Origin of the sequence: Pseudosporangium ferrugineum (assembly GCF_003002065.1) — a bacterium.
GTDB classification, from domain to species: Bacteria; Actinomycetota; Actinomycetes; order Mycobacteriales; family Micromonosporaceae; genus Actinoplanes; species Actinoplanes ferrugineus_A.
Genome location: NZ_PVZG01000012.1, coordinates 1 through 17,022 on the forward strand (window position 1 = coordinate 1; position 17,022 = coordinate 17,022).

The following is a 17,022-nucleotide window of genomic DNA, read 5'->3' on the forward strand; positions in this document are numbered from 1 at the left end:
CAGAACGACGGCACCAACCGCGCCCGATCCACCTCACCCCGGAAACGCGCCCGGAACTCCGGATCATGCGCCAACGACGCATGAATCAGCTTGATCGCGACGTATATGCGGTCGGCGTTCTCGGCGAGGTAGACGACCCCCATGCCGCCCGAACCGAGCCGGCCCAACAACCGGTATTCACCCAGCCACTCGGGGTCACCCCGGCGCAGTGGACTCACGCGATACGCGGTGTCCACGATCAACTCCCCACTGAGGTACGGCGACGGCGGGACAGCAGGAGCGCTGCCAGCACGAGGACGGCCAGCACGAGCACGAACCAGCCCGCGCCCAGCCGCCCGACCAGCCCACTCAACTCGCGCTGGGCATTCGAGGCAAGATTCACTACCGGATCCTGCCCGGAAGTCCTCAAATCCTTGACAATGCGCAGTTCATACCAGCCGTAGTAGGCCACATACGCTCCGGCGATGATGAGGACGGCGCCGCCCGCCCGGGGCACATACGCCGCAACTCGGCGTAAGCGGGCGACTGCGGAAACGCGTACCAAAGCGACCGCAATGGCCGTCACCCCGATGACCAGGCCCATTCCGGCGGCATAGGCGAGGAAGAGGGCCAGGCCGGCCGCCGCCGACCCGGCGCGCAGACTCGAGACCACCAGGGCGAGAAACGGCCCGATCGCGCAGCCGAGCGACGCCACCGCGTACGCCATCCCGAAGAGCACCATCGACGCCGCGGTGCCGGTCAGCCGGGGTGCGCGCGACAGGCGGCCGGGCGCCGGCAGCGACCGGCCGCTGAGCAACCAGCCGCCGAGGATCGCCAGCCCGGCGCCGAGCACCACGGTCAGCCAGGGCAGCCGGGGCTGGAGCCAGCCGGAGACCGGGGTCAGGAGCAGGCCGAAACCGGCGAAGACCGCCACGTACCCCAGGGTCAGCGCTCCCGTGCAGCGCAGCGCGCGCCCGACGGCGGCGAGACCCGCCCGCGGCCCGGCGGTCCCCTCGTCGCCCGCGACCAGGACCGACAGGTACGCCGGCAGCAGCGCGAACCCGCACGGGTTGACCGCACCGAGCATCCCGGCGGTGAGGGCGAGCAACAGCGGCGGCGCCTCCACGCGTCAGGCCACCAGCGCCTTGACCTTCGACGTCAACTGCAGATCGTCGAGGTAGCTGGAGACGACGACCTTGCCGGTGCGGTCGAGGATGACGTACGTGCTCTGCTCGGTGATCCCGAACTTCCTCCAGATGGCGCCGGGCTCGTCGTCGAGGTGCGGCACCGAGCCCACCTCGAGGTCCGACACGAACTCGTGCATCGCCTTGTTGCCGCCCATGCCCGCGATGCCGAGGATGTTGAGGCGGTCGCCGTACTCCTCGCGGATGTCGCCGATCGACATGGCCTCGCTGGCGCAGGTGGCGCACCACGGCGCCCAGAACCACAGGATCGTGGGCTTGCCCGCCAGGGTGGCCGCGTCGAATGCCGTACCGTCGATGGTCCTGCCCGTGAACTTCAGCGTCGCCGGGACGGCGGCCGGACCGGCGGACCCGGCAGCGGCCGCCGGAGCGGGGGAGGGCGCCGGGGTCGCGGCGGCGCACCCGGCCGTGGCCAGGACGGCGGCCGCCGCGGCCGTGGCGAGCAGGACCTTGAGCGTCACTTCTTGCCCGCCTCCGTCAGTCGCAGGGCCAGGGCCGGGCAGACGTTGACCGCCTTGCGGGCCCCGTTCTCCAGCCACGGCGGCAGCGGGGTCTGCGGGAACGCCGGGAAGCCGTTCGCGTCCAGCCGGATGATCTCCGGAGCCACGGCCGAGCAGAGCCCGTGGCCGTCGCAGCGCGACCAGTCCAGCGCCAGCTTCCGCGCCCCCTGCGCCTGGTGGTACGGCAACGGCAGGATGCCGCGCACCTGCTTGCCGCAGCCCTCGCCGTTGGCGTGCAGCTCCACGTCGCGGGCGAACACCTCGAGCGCCGACAGGGCGAAGCGGGAGGTGCCGTCCGGGTGGCTGCACGCCCCCCGGCCCTTGACCACACCGGCCGCCTGGCGCACGTTCTCCAGCGCGCTGCCGCCCAGGGCCACCAGCGTCACCGCGCGGGCCAGGTCGGGCAGGCCGAGCCGGCACGGCCCGCACTGCCCGGCGGACTCGCCGGCGAGGTACTGCACGACCTGGGCGACCTCGCCCAGCGGGCAGGTCTGCGAGCCGATCGGGATCAGCATGCCGGCGCCGAGCGTGCCGCCGACCTTGGCGAAGCCCTTGCGGGAGATGGTGACGGTCTTGGCGGCCTCGGCGGTGATCCATTTGCCGTGGTAGCCGCCGACCAGCAGGCCGGGGCCGATGTCGGCGCCGCACATCTCCAGCACCTCCATCAGCGGGGTGCCGGTGGGCGCCTCGACGACGGCGGGCGCGGTCGACGAGCCGCCGACGGTCAGCATGACCGTGCCGGGCTCCTCCGGGATGCCCACCGAGTTGTACTCCCAGGGGCCGAGCCGGGCGGCGATGGCCAGCTGCGAGTACGTCTCCGCGTTGGACAGCAGGGTGGGCAGGCCGGCCACGCCGTTGTCGCTGGAGCGCACCTTGCGCCCCGGCGGGATGTGCGCCTCGCCGTTGATGCCGCGGACCAGGGCGCCGCCCTCGCCGGAGATGAACCGGTGCGGCACGGTGACGATCCGGGTGGGCACCGGCATCCGGCGCTCGGCCAGCGCCTCGGCCAGCGACTCCATCCCGATGCCGTCGTCCGCGACGCCGATGACGATCTCCTCGGCGTCGAGCGCGGCAGCGGCGAGGGCAGCGCCGTCGAGGATCAGGTGCGGGCCGCGGGTGAGGACGGCCTTGTCCTTCCAGGACGGCGGCTCACCCTCGGTGGCGTTGACCACGATGATCGGCGGCAGGTCCTGGCGGCGGCACGAGTCGAGCACCGCGCGCAGCTTGCGGGCGAACGGGAAGCCGGCGCCGCCGCGCCCGCGCAGCTCGATGCGGTCCGCGAGGCCGATCAGCTCGCCGCTCGACAGGGCCGCGAACCCGCCGTGCACCTCCTGGTGCGCGAGCAGGTCGAGCCGCCCGTACTCGTCGAAACCCGCGGTGATCCGCGGCGTCCCGATCGAGGTGACGGGCGGAACCTTACTACCAGTCACTGTGCTTCCCCTCGCAGCTGCGCCCAGTACCGGTCGTCAGCCACCTCGTCGGCCGCGCGTCCCGGAGATCCCCTGCGGGCCCCCCGGCCCGTTCCGGTGCGCACGGGTTCCTGCTGTGCCGCCCTGCGGGCGCGACGTTGCGCCATGTCGACGAGCGTGGGTGTCTCGTCGGGCTCCAGGTAGTTCGGGTCCTCGGCGAGGTCCACGAACTCGCTGCGGCTGTGCCGTCCCGAGTCGGCGCGGTCGACGTCGGCGCCCCGGTCGCGCCGGGCCCGGGGCGCATCCTCGTCCTCCTCGGCGTAGCGGGAGGACCGCGACGGGCGCGGCGGCTCGTCGTCGGCGTACCGGGGGGCGCGGCGGCGCGGCGGGGCGTCGTCGTAGCGGTCGTCGTCGGCGTACCGGCGGGAGCGGGGCTCGTCGTCGGCGTACCGGCGGGGCAGGTCGTCCTCGGCGTACCGGGAACGCGGCAGGTCGTCGTCCGCGGCGCGGCGCGCCCGCGGTGCCGGCAGGTCCTCCTCGTCCGCGTAGCGGCGGGCCCGGGGCCGGGGCGCGTCCTCGTACGCCTCCTCGGCCCGGCGGCGTCCGCGCGGCGCCGGGATCTCGTCCTCGTCGGCGTAGCGGCGCGGGCCGTCCTCCAGGGCGCGGCGCGACATCGCACCGGTGGGCTCGTCGAACCGCTCGTCGAACCGGTCCGCGGGGCGGCGCTGCCGGGGCGCCGGCAGATCGTCCTGGTAGCGGCGCGGCGGGGCGTCGTCCTCGTAGCGCCGGGAGCGCGGCGCGGGCATGAGGTCCTCGTCCTCGAACTTCCAGTGCTGGGTGGGCGCGTCGTCGTACTCGCGGTGCCGGCGGGCGTGTTCCTCGTCGTCGACGTAGCGGCGCGGGCGGCGCTCCTCGCGGGCCGCCGGGGCGGCGCTGACCGGTGCCGGCGCGGCCGGGCTGACCGGGCGGGAGACCGGCCCCACGGCGGGCGAGACCGGGCGGGCGGGCGCGGCGGGCACCCAGGCGTCGACGGCGTTGGTGCGGTCGGAGACCACCGCGTCGTCGCGGCGCTTGCGGCCGCCGCGGCCCTTGACGATCGGGCCGGCGGGCGCGAGCTTGCCGACCGGCTTCATGCCTCCGGTGCCGCCGGCCGTGCCGGTCTGCGAGGCGAAGTCCTTGCGGCGGTTCAGGCTGACCGCGATGCGTACGGCGAGACCGATCAGCACGCCCAGCACGCAGACGACGTAGCTGACGATGACCCAGACGGCGGCGGGGCGGCCGGCGTTGAGCCCGTGCAGCAGGGCGATCGGCCACATCAGGTAGGACACGCTGTGCACGGCGCGCCACATCCACGGCTTGCCCCGGCCGATGAACCGGGCACGGGCGATGCCGGTCCACATCACCAGGACCATGATCCAGGCCGACAGCGTGCCGAAGCCGACGAAGACCTTGTTGAAGCCGGGGTAGAGGAACGGGATGAAGATGTCGATCAGCCGGATGTGGCTCTCGGCGAACTTCGTCCAGAGGTGGATGCCGAGGGCGGAGACGGCCATCACGCCGGTGGTGCGGTGGGCCGACTGGAGCAGCAGGCGCTGGCGGATCGACAGGACCAGCCGGTCGGTGGAGACCAGGCCGATCATGATCGTGATCGAGAGCGACACGAGCGCGAGCACGCCCATGTAGTACTCGAGGTAGTAGAAGATGTAGACGTAGGCGACACGGCCCGCGGGGATGAGCATCATCACGGCCCAGATCGCCGCGAGGACCGACGTGGCGAACAGTGCGACGGTGAGCTTGGAGGGCGGCGTACGGCCACCCGTGGAACCCATCTCGACGTCCACACGGGTGGCGGATCGTTCTTTCGTCTTCGTCCGGGCCATAGCTCCTCGTTCTCCGCAGCGGTCAAGGCGTCCGTCGTGGGCGTTCGCAGACGCCGGCATCCGTGGGGGATGCCCCGCGCTCGTTACTGTCGGGCGGTCCGGTGGTCCTTCCTTTCCTCACGGTGTGTCGTCTCCGGTCCCTGCCCTCCTCCATCTACGTGCGCGGGACGGGTTCGGATGAACGTTCGGGCACTTCTTTGCGGCAAAGTTTGCGCGACCCTGCTACCCCACCCCCGTCGAGCGGCTCTGACCAGGGAAGACACCGGTTCGAAACCGGAGGCTAAGGCAAAAATAATGTCCCGCGGCGGATGATCCTTCACCGGCGGTGAACCTTTCGGCCCGCTGCGCCGAACTACCTGACGTTGCGGGTTCTCCCATGACTATGCGTTAGGAGATGATCGCTGTGCGGCATCGTGCTGTGCTGGCGACGACCGCCCTGGCCGTCGCCGCGGCGAGCCTCGTCCTGTCCGGCCGGGCCACCGCGGCCGAGCCCGGCTTCGAGGTCCGCATCACCGAACTGCCGGCCACCTTCGGGGCGGGGGCCGAGAGCCGGACGCTGACCGTCGTCGCGTCCACCGACCGCGCCCGGTGCCAGAAGGTCCGGTGGTCGCTCATCCTGCGGGTGCAGGGCCCCGAACTGGACGAGGCCGAGGTCGAGCGGGTGGAGGAGAACGGCTCCTTTCCCGTACGGGTGCAGACGGACGACGACGTCGCCCGGATCACCGACGTCCAGCTCGACCCGGGCCAGCTGTGCCGTGGCCGTACGGTGACGGCCCGCTACCGGATCAGCTTCGACGACGACGCCGACACCGGCCGGGTCACGTTCCAGCCGCAGGCGTTCAGCGCCGGCGGGACCCTGCTGCAGGAGGCGTCCGGGCAGAGCCCGGTGGTCGGCCAGAAGTCGTCGGCGACCGAATCCCCCACCGGGTCCCCGACCGGCTCCCCCACGACGGCGCCGACCGGCGGCGCGGACGAGGCCGACGATCCCGAGTACGGCGAGGCCGGCGACGAGGCCACCGCCACGCCCGAGCCGGCGCCGTCGGAGGACGATCTGGCGGCGGTGCCCGCCTCGGCCGACGGCAGTTCGCCCTCGCTGCTCATCCCGGGTCTGATCGTCGGCGCGGTGCTGGTGTTCGTGGGGGTCGCGCTGCTGATCCGCCTGCGCAGCCGCACGCCCAAACACTCGGTGGCGACCGGGTTCCATCCGAGCCGATGAGGGTCTTCAGCCGGATCTGCGGAAGACTTCAGGAACATTTAAGACACCGTCGCTGACCGTAGCCCTAGGGTGGGTCAGGCGCTACCACACAGTGGACGCCGGAGACCTTACCGAGGGGCCGGATGCCGGTGTCCCGCCGATGCGGTGGGACACCGGCATTCTTCTATCCGATCAGCGCCTCGAGCAGCGCGGCGCGGGCGGAGGAGTCGGCGACGCGGTGCCACGGGCACGCGATGTCGAGCAGCACCACGCGGCCGGTGGCGCGCAGCCGGCGCACCGCGGCGACCACCTCGGCGGCCGGCGGTCCACCGGGCGCCGGGAAGAGCAGGCCGGGCAGCTCGGCGGCGTCGACCACGTCCAGGTCGACGTGCACGATCAGCGGGCCGGGCGGCGCGTCCGCCGCGGACAGGCCGCTGACCGTGGTGCGGCGTACCCGGCTCCCGGCCAGGAACGCCACCTCGGGCGGGTCGAGGTCGCGGGCGCCGACCAGCACCACCCGCTCCTCGGCCACCGGGCGCAGGCCGAGCCGGTCGGCCAGCACCTCGGGGTTGCCGCCGAGGGCCAGCCGCAGCGCCAGGCCGCCCGGATAGCCGGAGGTGGTGGTCTCGAGCGTGTGCACGTCGCCGTGCGCGTCGAACCAGACGAGCGCCGGGTCCCGGCCCGCGCGCTGGGCACCGGCGAGGCCGGCCACGGCCACCAGGCAGTCGCCCGAGACCATGGTCACCGGGTCCGGCGCGGCGGCCACCGCCCGGGCCACCGCCTCGTCGAGCGCGGCCAGCCGGGCCCACAGGTCCCCCGCGGGCAGCTCGGGGTCGACGACCACCGCCGGCGTCCCGGCGGGCAGCGGGAGCAGCGCGGCGGGCAGCCGCTCGTCCTGGTGATAGGGGACGACGATCAGCGCCATCGGATGAGCCTAGGCCCGCGGGCCGTCGAGGCGCAGCACGGTCTCCTCGATCTCGTGCCCGCGTGCCGTCGCGTACGCGACCTCGGTGCCGACCTTGCGGAAGCCGGCCTTGCGCAGCACCCCGAGCGACCCGGCGTTGTCGCTGGCCGCGCGGGCCGTGATGGGCCGGACCGGGATGGTGGGCAGGAGCTGGCGGACGGCCTCCGACGCGATGCCCCGCCCCCACCACTCCCGGCCGAGCCAGTAGGTGATCTCGGTGTCGCCCTCGACCACGAACCAGCCGATCGTCCCGGCGAGCTCGCCGTCCACGGTGATCGCGCGCACGGTGATGTCCGGGCTGGTCCGCAGCCGCGTCATGTGCGCGTCGAACTCGGCCCGGTCGTCGGGGTCGCGGGCGGTGAACGCGGCCATCCGGGCCGCCTCGGGGTCGCGCATGAAGTCGAAGATGGCGTCCAGGTCCTCGTCGCGGATGAGGCGCAGACCGATCTCGGGCATCGCCGTCCCCCCGTTCCGGCCGCGATCAGCGCGGCCGTCGCATCCTCCCCGCCGCCCCACCGGACGGCGCGGGTGGCGGCAGCCTACCGAGCAGCGGGCGGCCCGTCGGCGCGCACCGCCGACGGAGGCGTGCGCGGGGGTCCGGCGCGCGCGCCACCGCCCGGCGAAAAGGAGCGGAAAGTTTCGATGCGATGACGTATTGATGTCGTGGGAGCGCTCCCATACTCTGAAGCCGTCGCCGGTTCAGTGACAGGCTTCAATGACCGGCGGCCTCTTCCGGCTGCGCCTGCCCCGGGCGCAACCTTGTCCTCCAGGAGCGCTCGCGCATGAGACCACATCCCCACAGCGTCGCCCGCGGCCTGGCCGCCGCGGCCGCGGTCACCCTCCTCACCGGCGCCGGCATCGCCGTCGCCGCCTCCCAGGCCAGTGCCGCGGCCGGCTGCCGCGTCACTTACTCGGTCAACCAGTGGAGCACCGGCTTCACCGGCAACGTCGCGGTCACCAACCTCGGCGACCCCATCACCGGCGGCTGGACGCTGGCCTGGGACTTCGCCGGCAACCAGCGCGTCACACAGGGCTGGAACGGCACCTTCACCCAGTCCGGCCAGCGCGTCAGCGTGGCCAGCCCGTCGTACGCGAACAGCCTCGCCACCAACGCGACGGCCACGCTGGGCTTCAACGCCGACTACTCGGGCACGAACGCGGCCCCGGCGAGCTTCACCCTCAACGGCACCCAGTGCACCGGGCAGGTACCGACGACTCCGTCCTCGCCGTCGAGCCCCACCCCGTCGGAGCCGACCCCCTCGGACCCGACGACCCCCGGCACGAAGGCCGACAACCCGTACGCGGGCGCCCGCGGCTACGTCAACCCGGAGTGGAAGGCCAAGGCCGACGCCGAGCCCGGCGGCAGCCGCGTCTCGAACAACCCGACCGCCGTCTGGCTGGACCGGATCGCCGCCATCGAGGGCACCCCGGACTCCAGCTCGAACGGGGCGATGGGCCTGCGCGACCACCTCGACGCCGCGCTCGCCCAGGGCGCCGGCTACATCCAGCTGGTCATCTACAACCTGCCCGGCCGTGACTGCTCGGCGCTCGCCTCCAACGGTGAGCTCGGGGTGAACGACCTGCCGAAGTACAAGGCGCAGTACATCGACCCGATCGCCGCGATCGAGAGCGACACGAAGTACCGCAACCTGCGCATCATCAACATCGTCGAGATCGACTCGCTGCCCAACCTGGTGACCAACACCAACCTCGCCACCTGCGCCACGATGAAGCAGAACGGCGGCTACGTGCAGGGCGTCGGGTACGCGCTGAACAAGCTCGGCGCCATCCCGAACGTCTACAACTACGTCGACGCGGCGCACCACGGCTGGATCGGCTGGGACAGCAACTTCGGCCCGAGCGCGGACATCATGCTCGAGGCGGCCCGGGCGTCCGGCAACGTCCGCAACGTGCACGGCTTCATCACCAACACGGCCAACTACTCGGCGCTGACCGAACCGCACTTCACGATCAACACCAACGTGAACGGCACCTCGGTGCGGCAGTCCAAGTGGGTCGACTGGAACTACTACGTCGACGAGCTGACCTTCGCCCAGGCGTTCCGGCAGAAGCTGGTCCAGGTCGGCTTCGACTCCGGCATCGGCATGCTGATCGACACGTCCCGCAACGGCTGGGGCGGCACCGGCCGGCCCGCCGCGGCGAGCACCTCCACCAACGTCGACACCTTCGTCAACCAGTCCCGCATCGACCGCCGGGCGCACGCCGGCAACTGGTGCAACCAGGACGGCGCGGGCCTCGGCGAACGCCCGAAGGCGGCCCCCGCCGCCGGCATCGACGCGTACGTCTGGGTCAAGCCGCCGGGCGAGTCGGACGGCTCGAGCACCGAGATCCCCAACAACGAGGGCAAGGGCTTCGACCGGATGTGCGACCCCACGTACGGCGGCAACGACCGCAACGGCAACAACCCCACCGGAGCCCTGTCCGGCGCCCCCATCTCGGGTGCCTGGTTCTCGGCCCAGTTCCGCCAGCTCATGGCGAACGCCTATCCCCCGCTCTCCTGACCACAACCCGGGGGCGGCCCGGCGCTGGTGCGCCGGGCCGCCCGCCCGTCCGCTACCGGAACAGCTTCGCCGCGGTGATGGCCGTCTGGATGACGCCGTACCCGAGCAGGATCGCCACCAGGGCCCAGGAGACCACCAGCCGGACCGTCGAGGTCTTCATGCCACCGCCTCCTTCTCGCCGGCGCGCTCGTGGTAGCGCTCCGGCACCGGCTGCACGAGCAGGTTGGCGACGAAGCCGACCAGCAGCAGCCCGACCATCGTGAACAGGGCCGGCTGGTACGCCGACGCCGTGAGGGTGCCCGGCTTGCCCTGGGCGTCCAGGAAGCCGTTGACGATCAGCGGGCCGGCCACGCCCGCGGCCGACCAGGCGGTCAGCAGCCGGCCGTGGATGGCGCCGACCTGGTACGTGCCGAACAGGTCGCGCAGGTACGCCGGCACGGTCGCGAACCCGCCACCGTAGAACGACAGGATGATGCCGGCGAGCAGGACGAACAGGGCGACCGCGGCGTGACCGACCGAGGCGAGCAGTGCGTACAGGATCATGCCGACGCCGAGATAGACCAGGTAGATGCGCTTGCGGCCGATGAGGTCCGAGGTCGACGACCAGACGAACCGGCCCGCCATGTTGAACAGCGACAGCAGCCCGACGAAGCCGGACGCGGCGGCGACCGCGACGGTGGACTTCCCGCCGTCCTCCCGGAAGAAGTCCTGGATCATCGGGCTCGCCTGTTCGAGGATGCCGATGCCGGCGGTCACGTTGCAGAACAGCACGATCCAGAGCAGCCAGAACGAGCGCGTCCGGATGGCGTTCGCGGCCGAGACGCTCGCGGTGGTGACCAGCGGCTTCTCGCGTACGGAAGCAGGGTCGAAACCCGCCGGCACCCACCCCTGCTCGGGTACGCGGATGTTCAGCACGCCGAACATCATGACGGCGAAGTAGCCGATGCCCAGCGTCAGGAAGAGCGCGACGAGCGCCCCGCCGGAGGCCACCGAGGTGGACACGTCCGGGTCGTAGCCCCCGTCGTAGAACGACAGCAGCTGCCGCGACAGCGGGCTGGCGATCAGCGCGCCGCCGCCGAAGCCCATGATCGCCAGGCCGGTGGCGAGCCCGGGACGGTCCGGGAACCACTTGATCAGCGTGGAGACCGGCGAGATGTAGCCGATGCCCAGGCCGATCCCGCCGAGCACGCCGTAGCCCAGGTAGACGAGCCAGAGCTGCTTCGTGCCGATCCCGAGCGCGGCGACCAGGAAGCCCGCGGCCCAGAAGCACGCCGAGACGAACATCGCCTTGCGCGGGCCGTTGGCCTCGACCCAGGTGCCGCCGACCGCCGCGGACAGCCCGAGCATGACGATGGCGATGCTGAAGATGATGCCGACCGCGGTCTGGCCGGCGTCGAAGTGCGCGATGAAGGAGTTCTTGTAGACGCTGGTGGCGTACACCTGGCCGATGCAGAGGTGGACGGAGAGCGCGGCCGGCGGGATCAGCCAGCGGCTGAAGCCGGGCGGCGCCACGGAATGCTTGCGGTCTAGCGCGGACAGCATGACGGGTGCCTCCCGAGCCGGTCGATGATGATCGATGAACCTCATCTTCGGCCCGGTCAAAAGTTGCCGCAACAATTAGTGCCCGGCCGGTCATGAGGGGATGTGACGACGCAAACGCGACAAGGTTCGCCTCGTCGACGGCTCGGCCCTGCCCTGGCTGCTGGTGGTGGCGGGCAACTGCGCCCGTAGCAGCCGCGCCCGGTCCCGTCTGGGTTCGAAGCTGGGGAGCAGCGATGAGTGAGCCGATGACCCTTCCCGCCGACCGCGATCTTCCGCCCGGCCGCGCCGCCCGGATGCGCGGCGAGCTGCTGCGGGCCGCGCGCGGTCGCCCGCGGCGGTCGCGCCGGTGGCTGCCGGCCCTCGCGGCGGCGGTGGTCGTGCCTCCTCGGGCGTCGACGGCGGCGCCGTGACGGTGCTGGGCCGGGTGAGCACCCGGGTGCACCGCCTGGTGCTCGACCACGGCACCGGCCGCACGACCGGGGCCCGGCTGCGCGACGGCGCGTTCGGGCTGGTCAGCCGCGCGGCGGACGTGCGGCCGGACGCCGCGCTGGTCAGCTACGACGCCGGCGGCGGGCAGCTGGGGTGGCTGCCGCTGTTCCGCCGCGGGGACCGGCCGGAGCCGTGCTACACCGGCCCGGACGGCGCCGTGCTGTACGGCCGGCCCGGCCCGGACTGCCGCCCCGCCGAACGCTGGGGGCGGTAGACATGCGGGAGCCGGGCGCGGCAGGTGCCCGCGCCCGGCTCTCCGGGGGGTGTCAGTTGCCCGAGGCGTACAGCTGCTTGATCTCGGTGTCGGACAGGGCCCGGTCGTAGAGGTGCACCTGGTCCACCGTGCCGTCGAGGTAGTCGACGGGGTTGCCGTTGTACTTGCCGCGGCCGATGATCGTGTTGCCGGTCGGCGCGGGCTGCGGCAGGCAGGCGCTGGTGCGGCCGGCCGGTTCGCCGTCCACGTAGAGCCGCAGCTCACCCTTGACCGAGTCGCGGACGCCGGTGAGGTGGTACCAGCGGCCGGCCTCCGGCTTGACCGGGCCGAGGGCCCGTACGCCCGCGAAGCTCATCGCGAAGCGCTGGTCGGCGCCGGAATACTGCAGGAAGAAGTCGCTGACGGTGGCGCCGTCCTGGCTGACGATCGTCTGGAACGCCCCGTCCGCCTTGTCGAGCTTGACCCACGCCGACGCGGTGTAGTCCGACGCCGTGTTCAGGATCGGCGCGCCGGTGTCCACGAACTGCGACGAGCCGTTGAGGTCGAGGCCCTTGCCGTTCTTGGCGTCCACGTAGCCCGGTCCGCCGACGAGGGTGCCGTCGTGGTCGCCGGCCGCGTCCTCGGCGGTGCCGTCGAGCGGGTAGAAGGAGACGCCGGTGAGGCCCGGGGTGCCGGGAGCCGGCTGCGGGGTGTTGCCCGGGGTGCCGTCGGCCTTGGCGATGATCTCCCGGTTGATGGCCCGGACCTGCTTGAGGTCCATCTTGGCCACCTGCCGGTCGTACGTCCAGAAGCCGTTGAGCTCGGCCTCGACGTCGGTGATCTGGGTGTAGATCGCCGCGCTGATGCCGCAGGACTGCGCCGCGGTGATGACCTTGCGCTGGTTGTCCACGTACTTGCGGGTCAGGGTCGCGGAGTCCGGCGTCATCTCGTACGCCTGCCCGTCGCCGAACCACATGTGGTTGGAGACCTTGAGGCCGTACCCGCCGTGCTCGCCGTCGATCGAGGCGCGGGTGGCGTCGGGCGACGGCGCCGCGGGGCCGCCGTTGTTGTACTCGTGCCAGTCGATGATGTCGCCCCTGCCCGAGTCACCCTTCGAGTTGCAGCAGTTCACGCCGCTGTGCGCGTTGACCAGCCGGCTCGGGTCCTGCCGCTTGACGTCGTCGGCGATGCGGCCGGTGGCGGTGCGGTCCCACTCGCCCCAGCCCTCGTTGAACGGCACCCAGGCGATGATCGAGGTCCAGCTGCGGTGCTCGCGGACCATCTCGTGCAGTTCGGCCTCGTACTGGGCGCGCCAGTCGGCGGGGATCGGGCCGGTGTTGGCGGCCGGCATGTCCTGCCACACCAGCAGGCCCAGCTTGTCGGCCCAGTAGTACCAGCGGTCGGGCTCGACCTTGATGTGCTTGCGGACCGCGTTGAAGCCCATGACCTTGTGCTGCTGCAGGTCGAACTTGAGGCCGGCGTCGGTCGGCGCGGTGTTCAGGCCGTCCGGCCAGAAGCCCTGGTCCAGGGTCGACATGTTGAACAGGATCTTGCCGTTGAGGGCGATCCGGAGCTTGCCGTCGGCGCCCTTGGCGGTGCCGATCTCGCGCATGCCGAAGTAGGACTCGACGGTGTCGACGACCCGGTTGCCGGCGAGCAGCGTGACCTCGAGGTCGTAGAGGAACGGGTCGTCCGGGGTCCACAGGTGCGGCTTGAGGACGGGCACGCGGATCTCCGTACCCGTGGCTCCGGTGGCCCGGCCGACCACCTTGCCGCGGCTGCGCGCGACGGCCCGTACGGTCAGGCCCTCGCCCTTGACCGCGTTGGCGGTGAGCTTGAGCGACGAGGTCCTGAGATCGGGGGTGAGGCCCAGGTCGGTGATGCTGGAGGCCGCCACGGGCTCCATCCACACCGTCCGCCAGATGCCGGAGCTGCCCTGGTAGAAGATGCCGCGGTCGCTCTGGCGGCGCTGCTTGCCGATGGGCTGGCCGGTCGCGTCGGTGAGGTCCTCGGCCCAGACGATGAGTTCCTGCGGGCCGGTGCCGGTCAGGGCGTCGGTCACGTCGACGTCGAAGCCGTCGTAGCCGCCGCGGTGGGTGGCGACCTGCTTGCCGTTGACGAAGACCTTGGCGTCGTAGTCGACGGCGCCGAAGTGCAGCTGGAGGCGCTGCCCCGAGCCGATCTTCCAGGACGACGGGACGGTGAAGGTGCGCCGGTACCACATCCGGTCCTCGTGGCGCTGGATGCCGGAGAGCGCGGACTCGATCGGGTACGGCACCAGCACCCGCTCGCCCAGCGACTGCCCGGCGGGCACGGCCTGACCCACCTCGGCCTTGGCGAACTCCCACACGCCGTTGAGGTTCTGCCACCTGTCGCGGACGAGCTGCGGGCGCGGGTACTCGGGCAGGGCGTTGTCCGGGCCGACCGCGTCCGTCCACGGGGTGGCGATCGGCGGGATTCCCTTGTGCCAGGTGGTGCCGGCCTGCGCGGCCACGGCTCCGGTGAGCTTCGGGGCCGCTGCCGGGGCGGCGGGGGTGGGTGCGGGCGCCGCGCTGGCGGGCACCGCGGCGCCGACGGCCAGTAGGGTGGCGGCGGCAGCGAGGGCCTGCCGTCGGCGGGTCCGGGCTAGGTTCACGCGTGGTCCCTTCGGAGCGGAAGTGACGCGGGCAGCGCCGGGCAGCACTCCACCGTGGAGGACGGGATTCGGGAGCGCCTGAGTGGACCGCCCATGAGTTCACACATTTCAACAAGGTTGCTCAGGTAACGTCAAGATTTCCGCCGAAGAACTTCGATGCTCAGACACTTTCCAACATGGACGCGCAGCGACGCCCCATGCCGTTCAGCCGGGTATGGGACGATGCGCCGGTGCCGATATCGATCTTGGAAGTCATCGCTCTGACCCCCGCCGACGCGGTGGCCGCGCGCGAGGGCGGGGCCGACCGGGTCGAACTGGTCACCGACATGCGCCGCCAGGGCCTCACCCCGGCGATCGCCACCTACGCCGCGGTCCGCGAGGCCGGCCTGCCGGTCCGGGTGATGCTCCGCGGCCAGGACGGGTACGCGCTCGGCGACGCGGAAGGGCTCGTCCGGGCCGCCGCGGCGCTGCGCGAGGCCGGCGCGGACGAGTTCGTGCTGGGCTTCCTCGACGCCGCCGGCGCGGTGGACCTCGCGGCCGTCGAGGCGGTGCTGACGGTGATCGAGGGCTGCCGGTGGACATTCCACCGGGCGATCGACCATGCGGCCGACCGCGCCGCCGCCTGGGCGGCGCTGAGCGGCCTGCCGGGACTCGACTGCGTGCTCACCGCGGGCGGCCCGGACGGCGTCGGCGCCGGGCTGGCCACGCTGGTCGCCGAGGCGGGTCACCGGCCGCGGGTGCTGGCCGGGGGCGGGCTGCGCCCCGGGCACGTGGCGCCGCTGCTCGACGCCGGGGTCGACGCGTTCCACACCGGCAGCGCGGTCCGGCCCGGCGGCCGCTGGGACGCGCCGGTCGACGCCGCTCTCGTCCGCGCGTGGCGCGCCCTAGCGTGAGGGCGGCGGGGGCGGGGTGGTGGAGCTGACCACCTCGAACGACACCGGCCGGGGCATCTCCTGTTTGTCGCCGCAACCGCTGAGCAGAACGAGCAGGGCCGCCGCGGCGGCGAGGGGAAGAGTGCGCATGACCGTGCACGTTCGCAGGCGGATGTCAGGAAGTTGTGCGCATCGGCGACCCGCTTTTCAGCGTCCGCCGACCGACAGGTACCGGTAACCCAGCTTCGTGAGCCGGTCGCGGTCCAGCGTGTGCCGGCCGTCCAGGATGACGGGGGTACGCATGAGCGACGCGAGCTTGCCCCAGTCGAGGTCGAGATACTGCTTCCACTCGGTGACGAGCACCACCGCGTCGCTGTCGTCGAACACGTCCTCGACGTCCCCGGTCAGGTGCTCGGCGAGCTCCGGCTGCTCCAGGCGGAACCGCTCGGCGGCGACCGGGTCGTGCAGCCGGATCCGGGCGCCGCGCTCGGCCAGCATCCGGGCGATGTCCAGGGCCGGGGCGTCGCGCAGGTCGTCGGTGTCGGGCTTGAAGGCCAGCCCGAGCAGCCCGATCCGGCGGCCCTTGAGGATGCGCAGCTCCTCCAGCAGGCGGTCCACCACGAGGCGGCGCTGCAGCTGGTTGACCGTCCGGGCGGCGGTCACGATCGGCATCTCGTGGTGGTACTCGGCGCCGGTGGCGATCAGGGCGGCGGTGTCCTTGCCGAAGCACGAGCCGCCCCAGCCGATGCCGGGCTGCAGGAACCGCGGCCCGATCCGGGTGTCCAGGCCGATGCCCCGGGTGACCTGGCTGATGTCGGCGCCGACCCGGCCGGCGAGCTGCCCGATCTCGTTCGCGAAGCTGATCTTGAGGGCCAGGAAGGCGTTGGCCGCGTACTTGATCAGCTCCGCCGAGGCCAGGTCGGTGGAGACCATCGGCACGGCGCCGAGGCCGGCCGGGCGCGGCAGGTACGTCGGCGGGGTGAAGGTCTGGTTCAGCAGCGTGCGGTAGAGGCGGTTCAGCACGTCGAGGCTGCGCGGGTTGTCCGAGCCGACCACGACCCGGTCGGGGTAGAGGGTGTCCTGGATCGCGGCACCCTGGCGCAGGAATTCCGGGTTCGACGCGACCGAGAACTCGCCGTCGCTGCGCCGCTCGTGCGTACGCTCGAACGACTCCCGCAGGATCGAGTCCACCCAGTTGCTGCTCCCGATCGGCACCGTGGACTTGTTCACCACCACGGTGAACTCGCCGCTGATGTGACGGCCGACACTCTCCGCCGCCGACCGCAGGTAGCGCAGGTCCGGGTTGCCGTCCGGGAGCGACGGGGTCTGCACGGCGATGAACACGACGTCGGCATCCGGCACCGCCTCGGCGTAGTCGGTGGTGAACGTCAGGCGGTCCGCGGCGTCGGCGAGCAGCGCGTCCATATGCGGCTCGTAGATCGGCGAGCGGCCGCCGCTGAGCAGGTCGACCTTCGCCCGGTCGAGGTCGACGCAGGTGACGTCGTGGCCGAGAAACGCCAGGCTGACACCGGTGGTGAGACCCACGTAGCCGGTTCCGACGACGCACACCCTCATGTCCGTACTCCCTCTCGCGGCGGTGCCCGGCGCGCATACCCGGACCACCGAACGGTAATCCGTCG

The 17,022-nt window shown here is 72.2% G+C and carries 16 protein-coding genes and 1 pseudogene; 5 read left to right on the forward strand and 12 right to left on the reverse strand.

The annotated features are described in order from the left end of the window. The 5 genes and pseudogenes from CLV70_RS23980 to CLV70_RS24000 all read right to left on the reverse strand — a co-directional run. Positions 1-236 (reverse strand): annotated as a pseudogene (locus CLV70_RS23980) (serine/threonine protein kinase); the annotation flags it as partial. Positions 237-238: 2 nt separating this feature from the next. Then, positions 239-1,105: a cytochrome c biogenesis CcdA family protein gene (locus CLV70_RS23985; protein ID WP_425440211.1), complete on the reverse strand. Its 867-nt coding sequence runs from the start codon at positions 1,103-1,105 to the stop codon at positions 239-241. A 3-nt stretch (positions 1,106-1,108) separates the two neighbouring features. After that, a complete protein-coding gene (locus CLV70_RS23990; protein WP_245908423.1) occupies positions 1,109-1,642 on the reverse strand; it encodes a redoxin domain-containing protein in 534 nt (177 codons plus the stop codon). Further along, a complete protein-coding gene (locus tag CLV70_RS23995) occupies positions 1,639-3,111 on the reverse strand; it encodes an NADH-quinone oxidoreductase subunit NuoF family protein (RefSeq protein WP_106128848.1) in 1,473 nt (490 codons plus the stop codon). The genes CLV70_RS23990 and CLV70_RS23995 overlap by 4 nt, the downstream gene beginning before the upstream one ends. After that, positions 3,108-4,919 (reverse strand): ferric reductase-like transmembrane domain-containing protein, encoded by a 1,812-nt coding sequence (locus CLV70_RS24000; protein ID WP_245908424.1) that lies wholly within the window; start codon positions 4,917-4,919, stop codon positions 3,108-3,110. The genes CLV70_RS23995 and CLV70_RS24000 overlap by 4 nt, the downstream gene beginning before the upstream one ends. 454 nt (positions 4,920-5,373) lie before the next feature. Here CLV70_RS24000 and CLV70_RS24005 point away from each other — a divergent pair, with 454 nt between their 5' ends. Next, positions 5,374-6,186, forward strand: coding sequence for a hypothetical protein (locus tag CLV70_RS24005; RefSeq protein WP_146164137.1), 813 nt, complete (start codon positions 5,374-5,376; stop codon positions 6,184-6,186). A gap of 163 nt (positions 6,187-6,349) precedes the next feature. Here the strand turns inward: CLV70_RS24005 and CLV70_RS24010 are convergent, their stop codons facing one another. Continuing rightward, positions 6,350-7,090 (reverse strand): arginase family protein, encoded by a 741-nt coding sequence (locus tag CLV70_RS24010; protein ID WP_106128851.1) that lies wholly within the window; start codon positions 7,088-7,090, stop codon positions 6,350-6,352. 9 nt (positions 7,091-7,099) lie between these two features. Next, entirely contained in the window at positions 7,100-7,585 is a 486-nt protein-coding gene (locus CLV70_RS24015) for a GNAT family N-acetyltransferase (RefSeq protein ID WP_106128852.1), read from the reverse strand. A 326-nt stretch (positions 7,586-7,911) separates the two neighbouring features. Between CLV70_RS24015 and CLV70_RS24020 the strand changes: the two genes are divergently transcribed. After that, positions 7,912-9,651, forward strand: a complete 1,740-nt coding sequence (locus CLV70_RS24020) for a glycoside hydrolase family 6 protein (protein WP_106128853.1) — start codon at positions 7,912-7,914, stop codon at positions 9,649-9,651. 52 nt (positions 9,652-9,703) lie between these two features. Here CLV70_RS24020 and CLV70_RS42140 read toward each other — a convergent pair whose 3' ends face one another. Together CLV70_RS42140 and CLV70_RS24025 are read right to left on the reverse strand one after the other, a co-directional pair. Then, positions 9,704-9,811, reverse strand: a complete 108-nt coding sequence (locus tag CLV70_RS42140; RefSeq protein ID WP_425440212.1) for an MFS transporter small subunit — start codon at positions 9,809-9,811, stop codon at positions 9,704-9,706. Beyond that, positions 9,808-11,193, reverse strand: coding sequence for an OFA family MFS transporter (locus CLV70_RS24025; RefSeq protein WP_106128854.1), 1,386 nt, complete (start codon positions 11,191-11,193; stop codon positions 9,808-9,810). The genes CLV70_RS42140 and CLV70_RS24025 overlap by 4 nt, the downstream gene beginning before the upstream one ends. Positions 11,194-11,426: 233 nt before the next feature. Between CLV70_RS24025 and CLV70_RS39790 the strand changes: the two genes are divergently transcribed. Both CLV70_RS39790 and CLV70_RS24035 read left to right on the forward strand, forming a co-directional pair. Continuing rightward, positions 11,427-11,603 (forward strand): hypothetical protein, encoded by a 177-nt coding sequence (locus CLV70_RS39790; RefSeq protein ID WP_158277811.1) that lies wholly within the window; start codon positions 11,427-11,429, stop codon positions 11,601-11,603. Continuing rightward, a complete protein-coding gene (locus tag CLV70_RS24035; RefSeq protein ID WP_106128855.1) occupies positions 11,600-11,896 on the forward strand; it encodes a hypothetical protein in 297 nt (98 codons plus the stop codon). The genes CLV70_RS39790 and CLV70_RS24035 overlap by 4 nt, the downstream gene beginning before the upstream one ends. A 52-nt stretch (positions 11,897-11,948) precedes the next feature. Here the strand turns inward: CLV70_RS24035 and CLV70_RS24040 are convergent, their stop codons facing one another. After that, on the reverse strand, positions 11,949-14,510 hold the full coding sequence (locus tag CLV70_RS24040; RefSeq protein WP_211303860.1) for a LamG-like jellyroll fold domain-containing protein: 2,562 nt from the start codon (positions 14,508-14,510) through the stop codon (positions 11,949-11,951). Positions 14,511-14,740: 230 nt separating this feature from the next. Between CLV70_RS24040 and CLV70_RS24045 the strand changes: the two genes are divergently transcribed. Beyond that, positions 14,741-15,403, forward strand: a complete 663-nt coding sequence (locus tag CLV70_RS24045; protein WP_245908425.1) for a copper homeostasis protein CutC — start codon at positions 14,741-14,743, stop codon at positions 15,401-15,403. Here the strand turns inward: CLV70_RS24045 and CLV70_RS39795 are convergent. Next, complete coding sequence (locus tag CLV70_RS39795; RefSeq protein ID WP_158277812.1) at positions 15,395-15,532, reverse strand: hypothetical protein; 138 nt, start codon at positions 15,530-15,532, stop codon at positions 15,395-15,397. The genes CLV70_RS24045 and CLV70_RS39795 overlap by 9 nt on opposite strands. A 57-nt stretch (positions 15,533-15,589) precedes the next feature. Continuing rightward, positions 15,590-16,957 carry a UDP-glucose dehydrogenase family protein gene (locus tag CLV70_RS24050; RefSeq protein WP_106128857.1) on the reverse strand — a complete coding sequence of 456 codons (1,368 nt, stop codon included), beginning with the start codon at positions 16,955-16,957 and terminating at the stop codon, positions 15,590-15,592. Between the last annotated feature and the right edge of the window lie 65 nt (positions 16,958-17,022).

Excerpts from the sequence above, each read along its gene's own strand:
- CLV70_RS24000 (WP_245908424.1), bottom strand. The coding sequence starts at position 4,919 with ATGGGTTCCACGGGTGGCCGTACGCCGCCCTCCAAGCTCACCGTCGCA.
- CLV70_RS24010 (WP_106128851.1), bottom strand. The coding sequence starts at position 7,090 with ATGGCGCTGATCGTCGTCCCCTATCACCAGGACGAGCGGCTGCCCGCC.
- CLV70_RS24015 (WP_106128852.1), bottom strand. The coding sequence starts at position 7,585 with ATGCCCGAGATCGGTCTGCGCCTCATCCGCGACGAGGACCTGGACGCC.
- CLV70_RS24020 (WP_106128853.1), top strand. The coding sequence starts at position 7,912 with ATGAGACCACATCCCCACAGCGTCGCCCGCGGCCTGGCCGCCGCGGCC.
- CLV70_RS42140 (WP_425440212.1), bottom strand. The coding sequence starts at position 9,811 with ATGAAGACCTCGACGGTCCGGCTGGTGGTCTCCTGGGCCCTGGTGGCG.
- CLV70_RS24025 (WP_106128854.1), bottom strand. The coding sequence starts at position 11,193 with ATGCTGTCCGCGCTAGACCGCAAGCATTCCGTGGCGCCGCCCGGCTTC.
- CLV70_RS39790 (WP_158277811.1), top strand. The coding sequence starts at position 11,427 with ATGAGTGAGCCGATGACCCTTCCCGCCGACCGCGATCTTCCGCCCGGC.
- CLV70_RS39795 (WP_158277812.1), bottom strand. The coding sequence starts at position 15,532 with ATGCGCACTCTTCCCCTCGCCGCCGCGGCGGCCCTGCTCGTTCTGCTC.
- CLV70_RS24050 (WP_106128857.1), bottom strand. The coding sequence starts at position 16,957 with ATGAGGGTGTGCGTCGTCGGAACCGGCTACGTGGGTCTCACCACCGGT.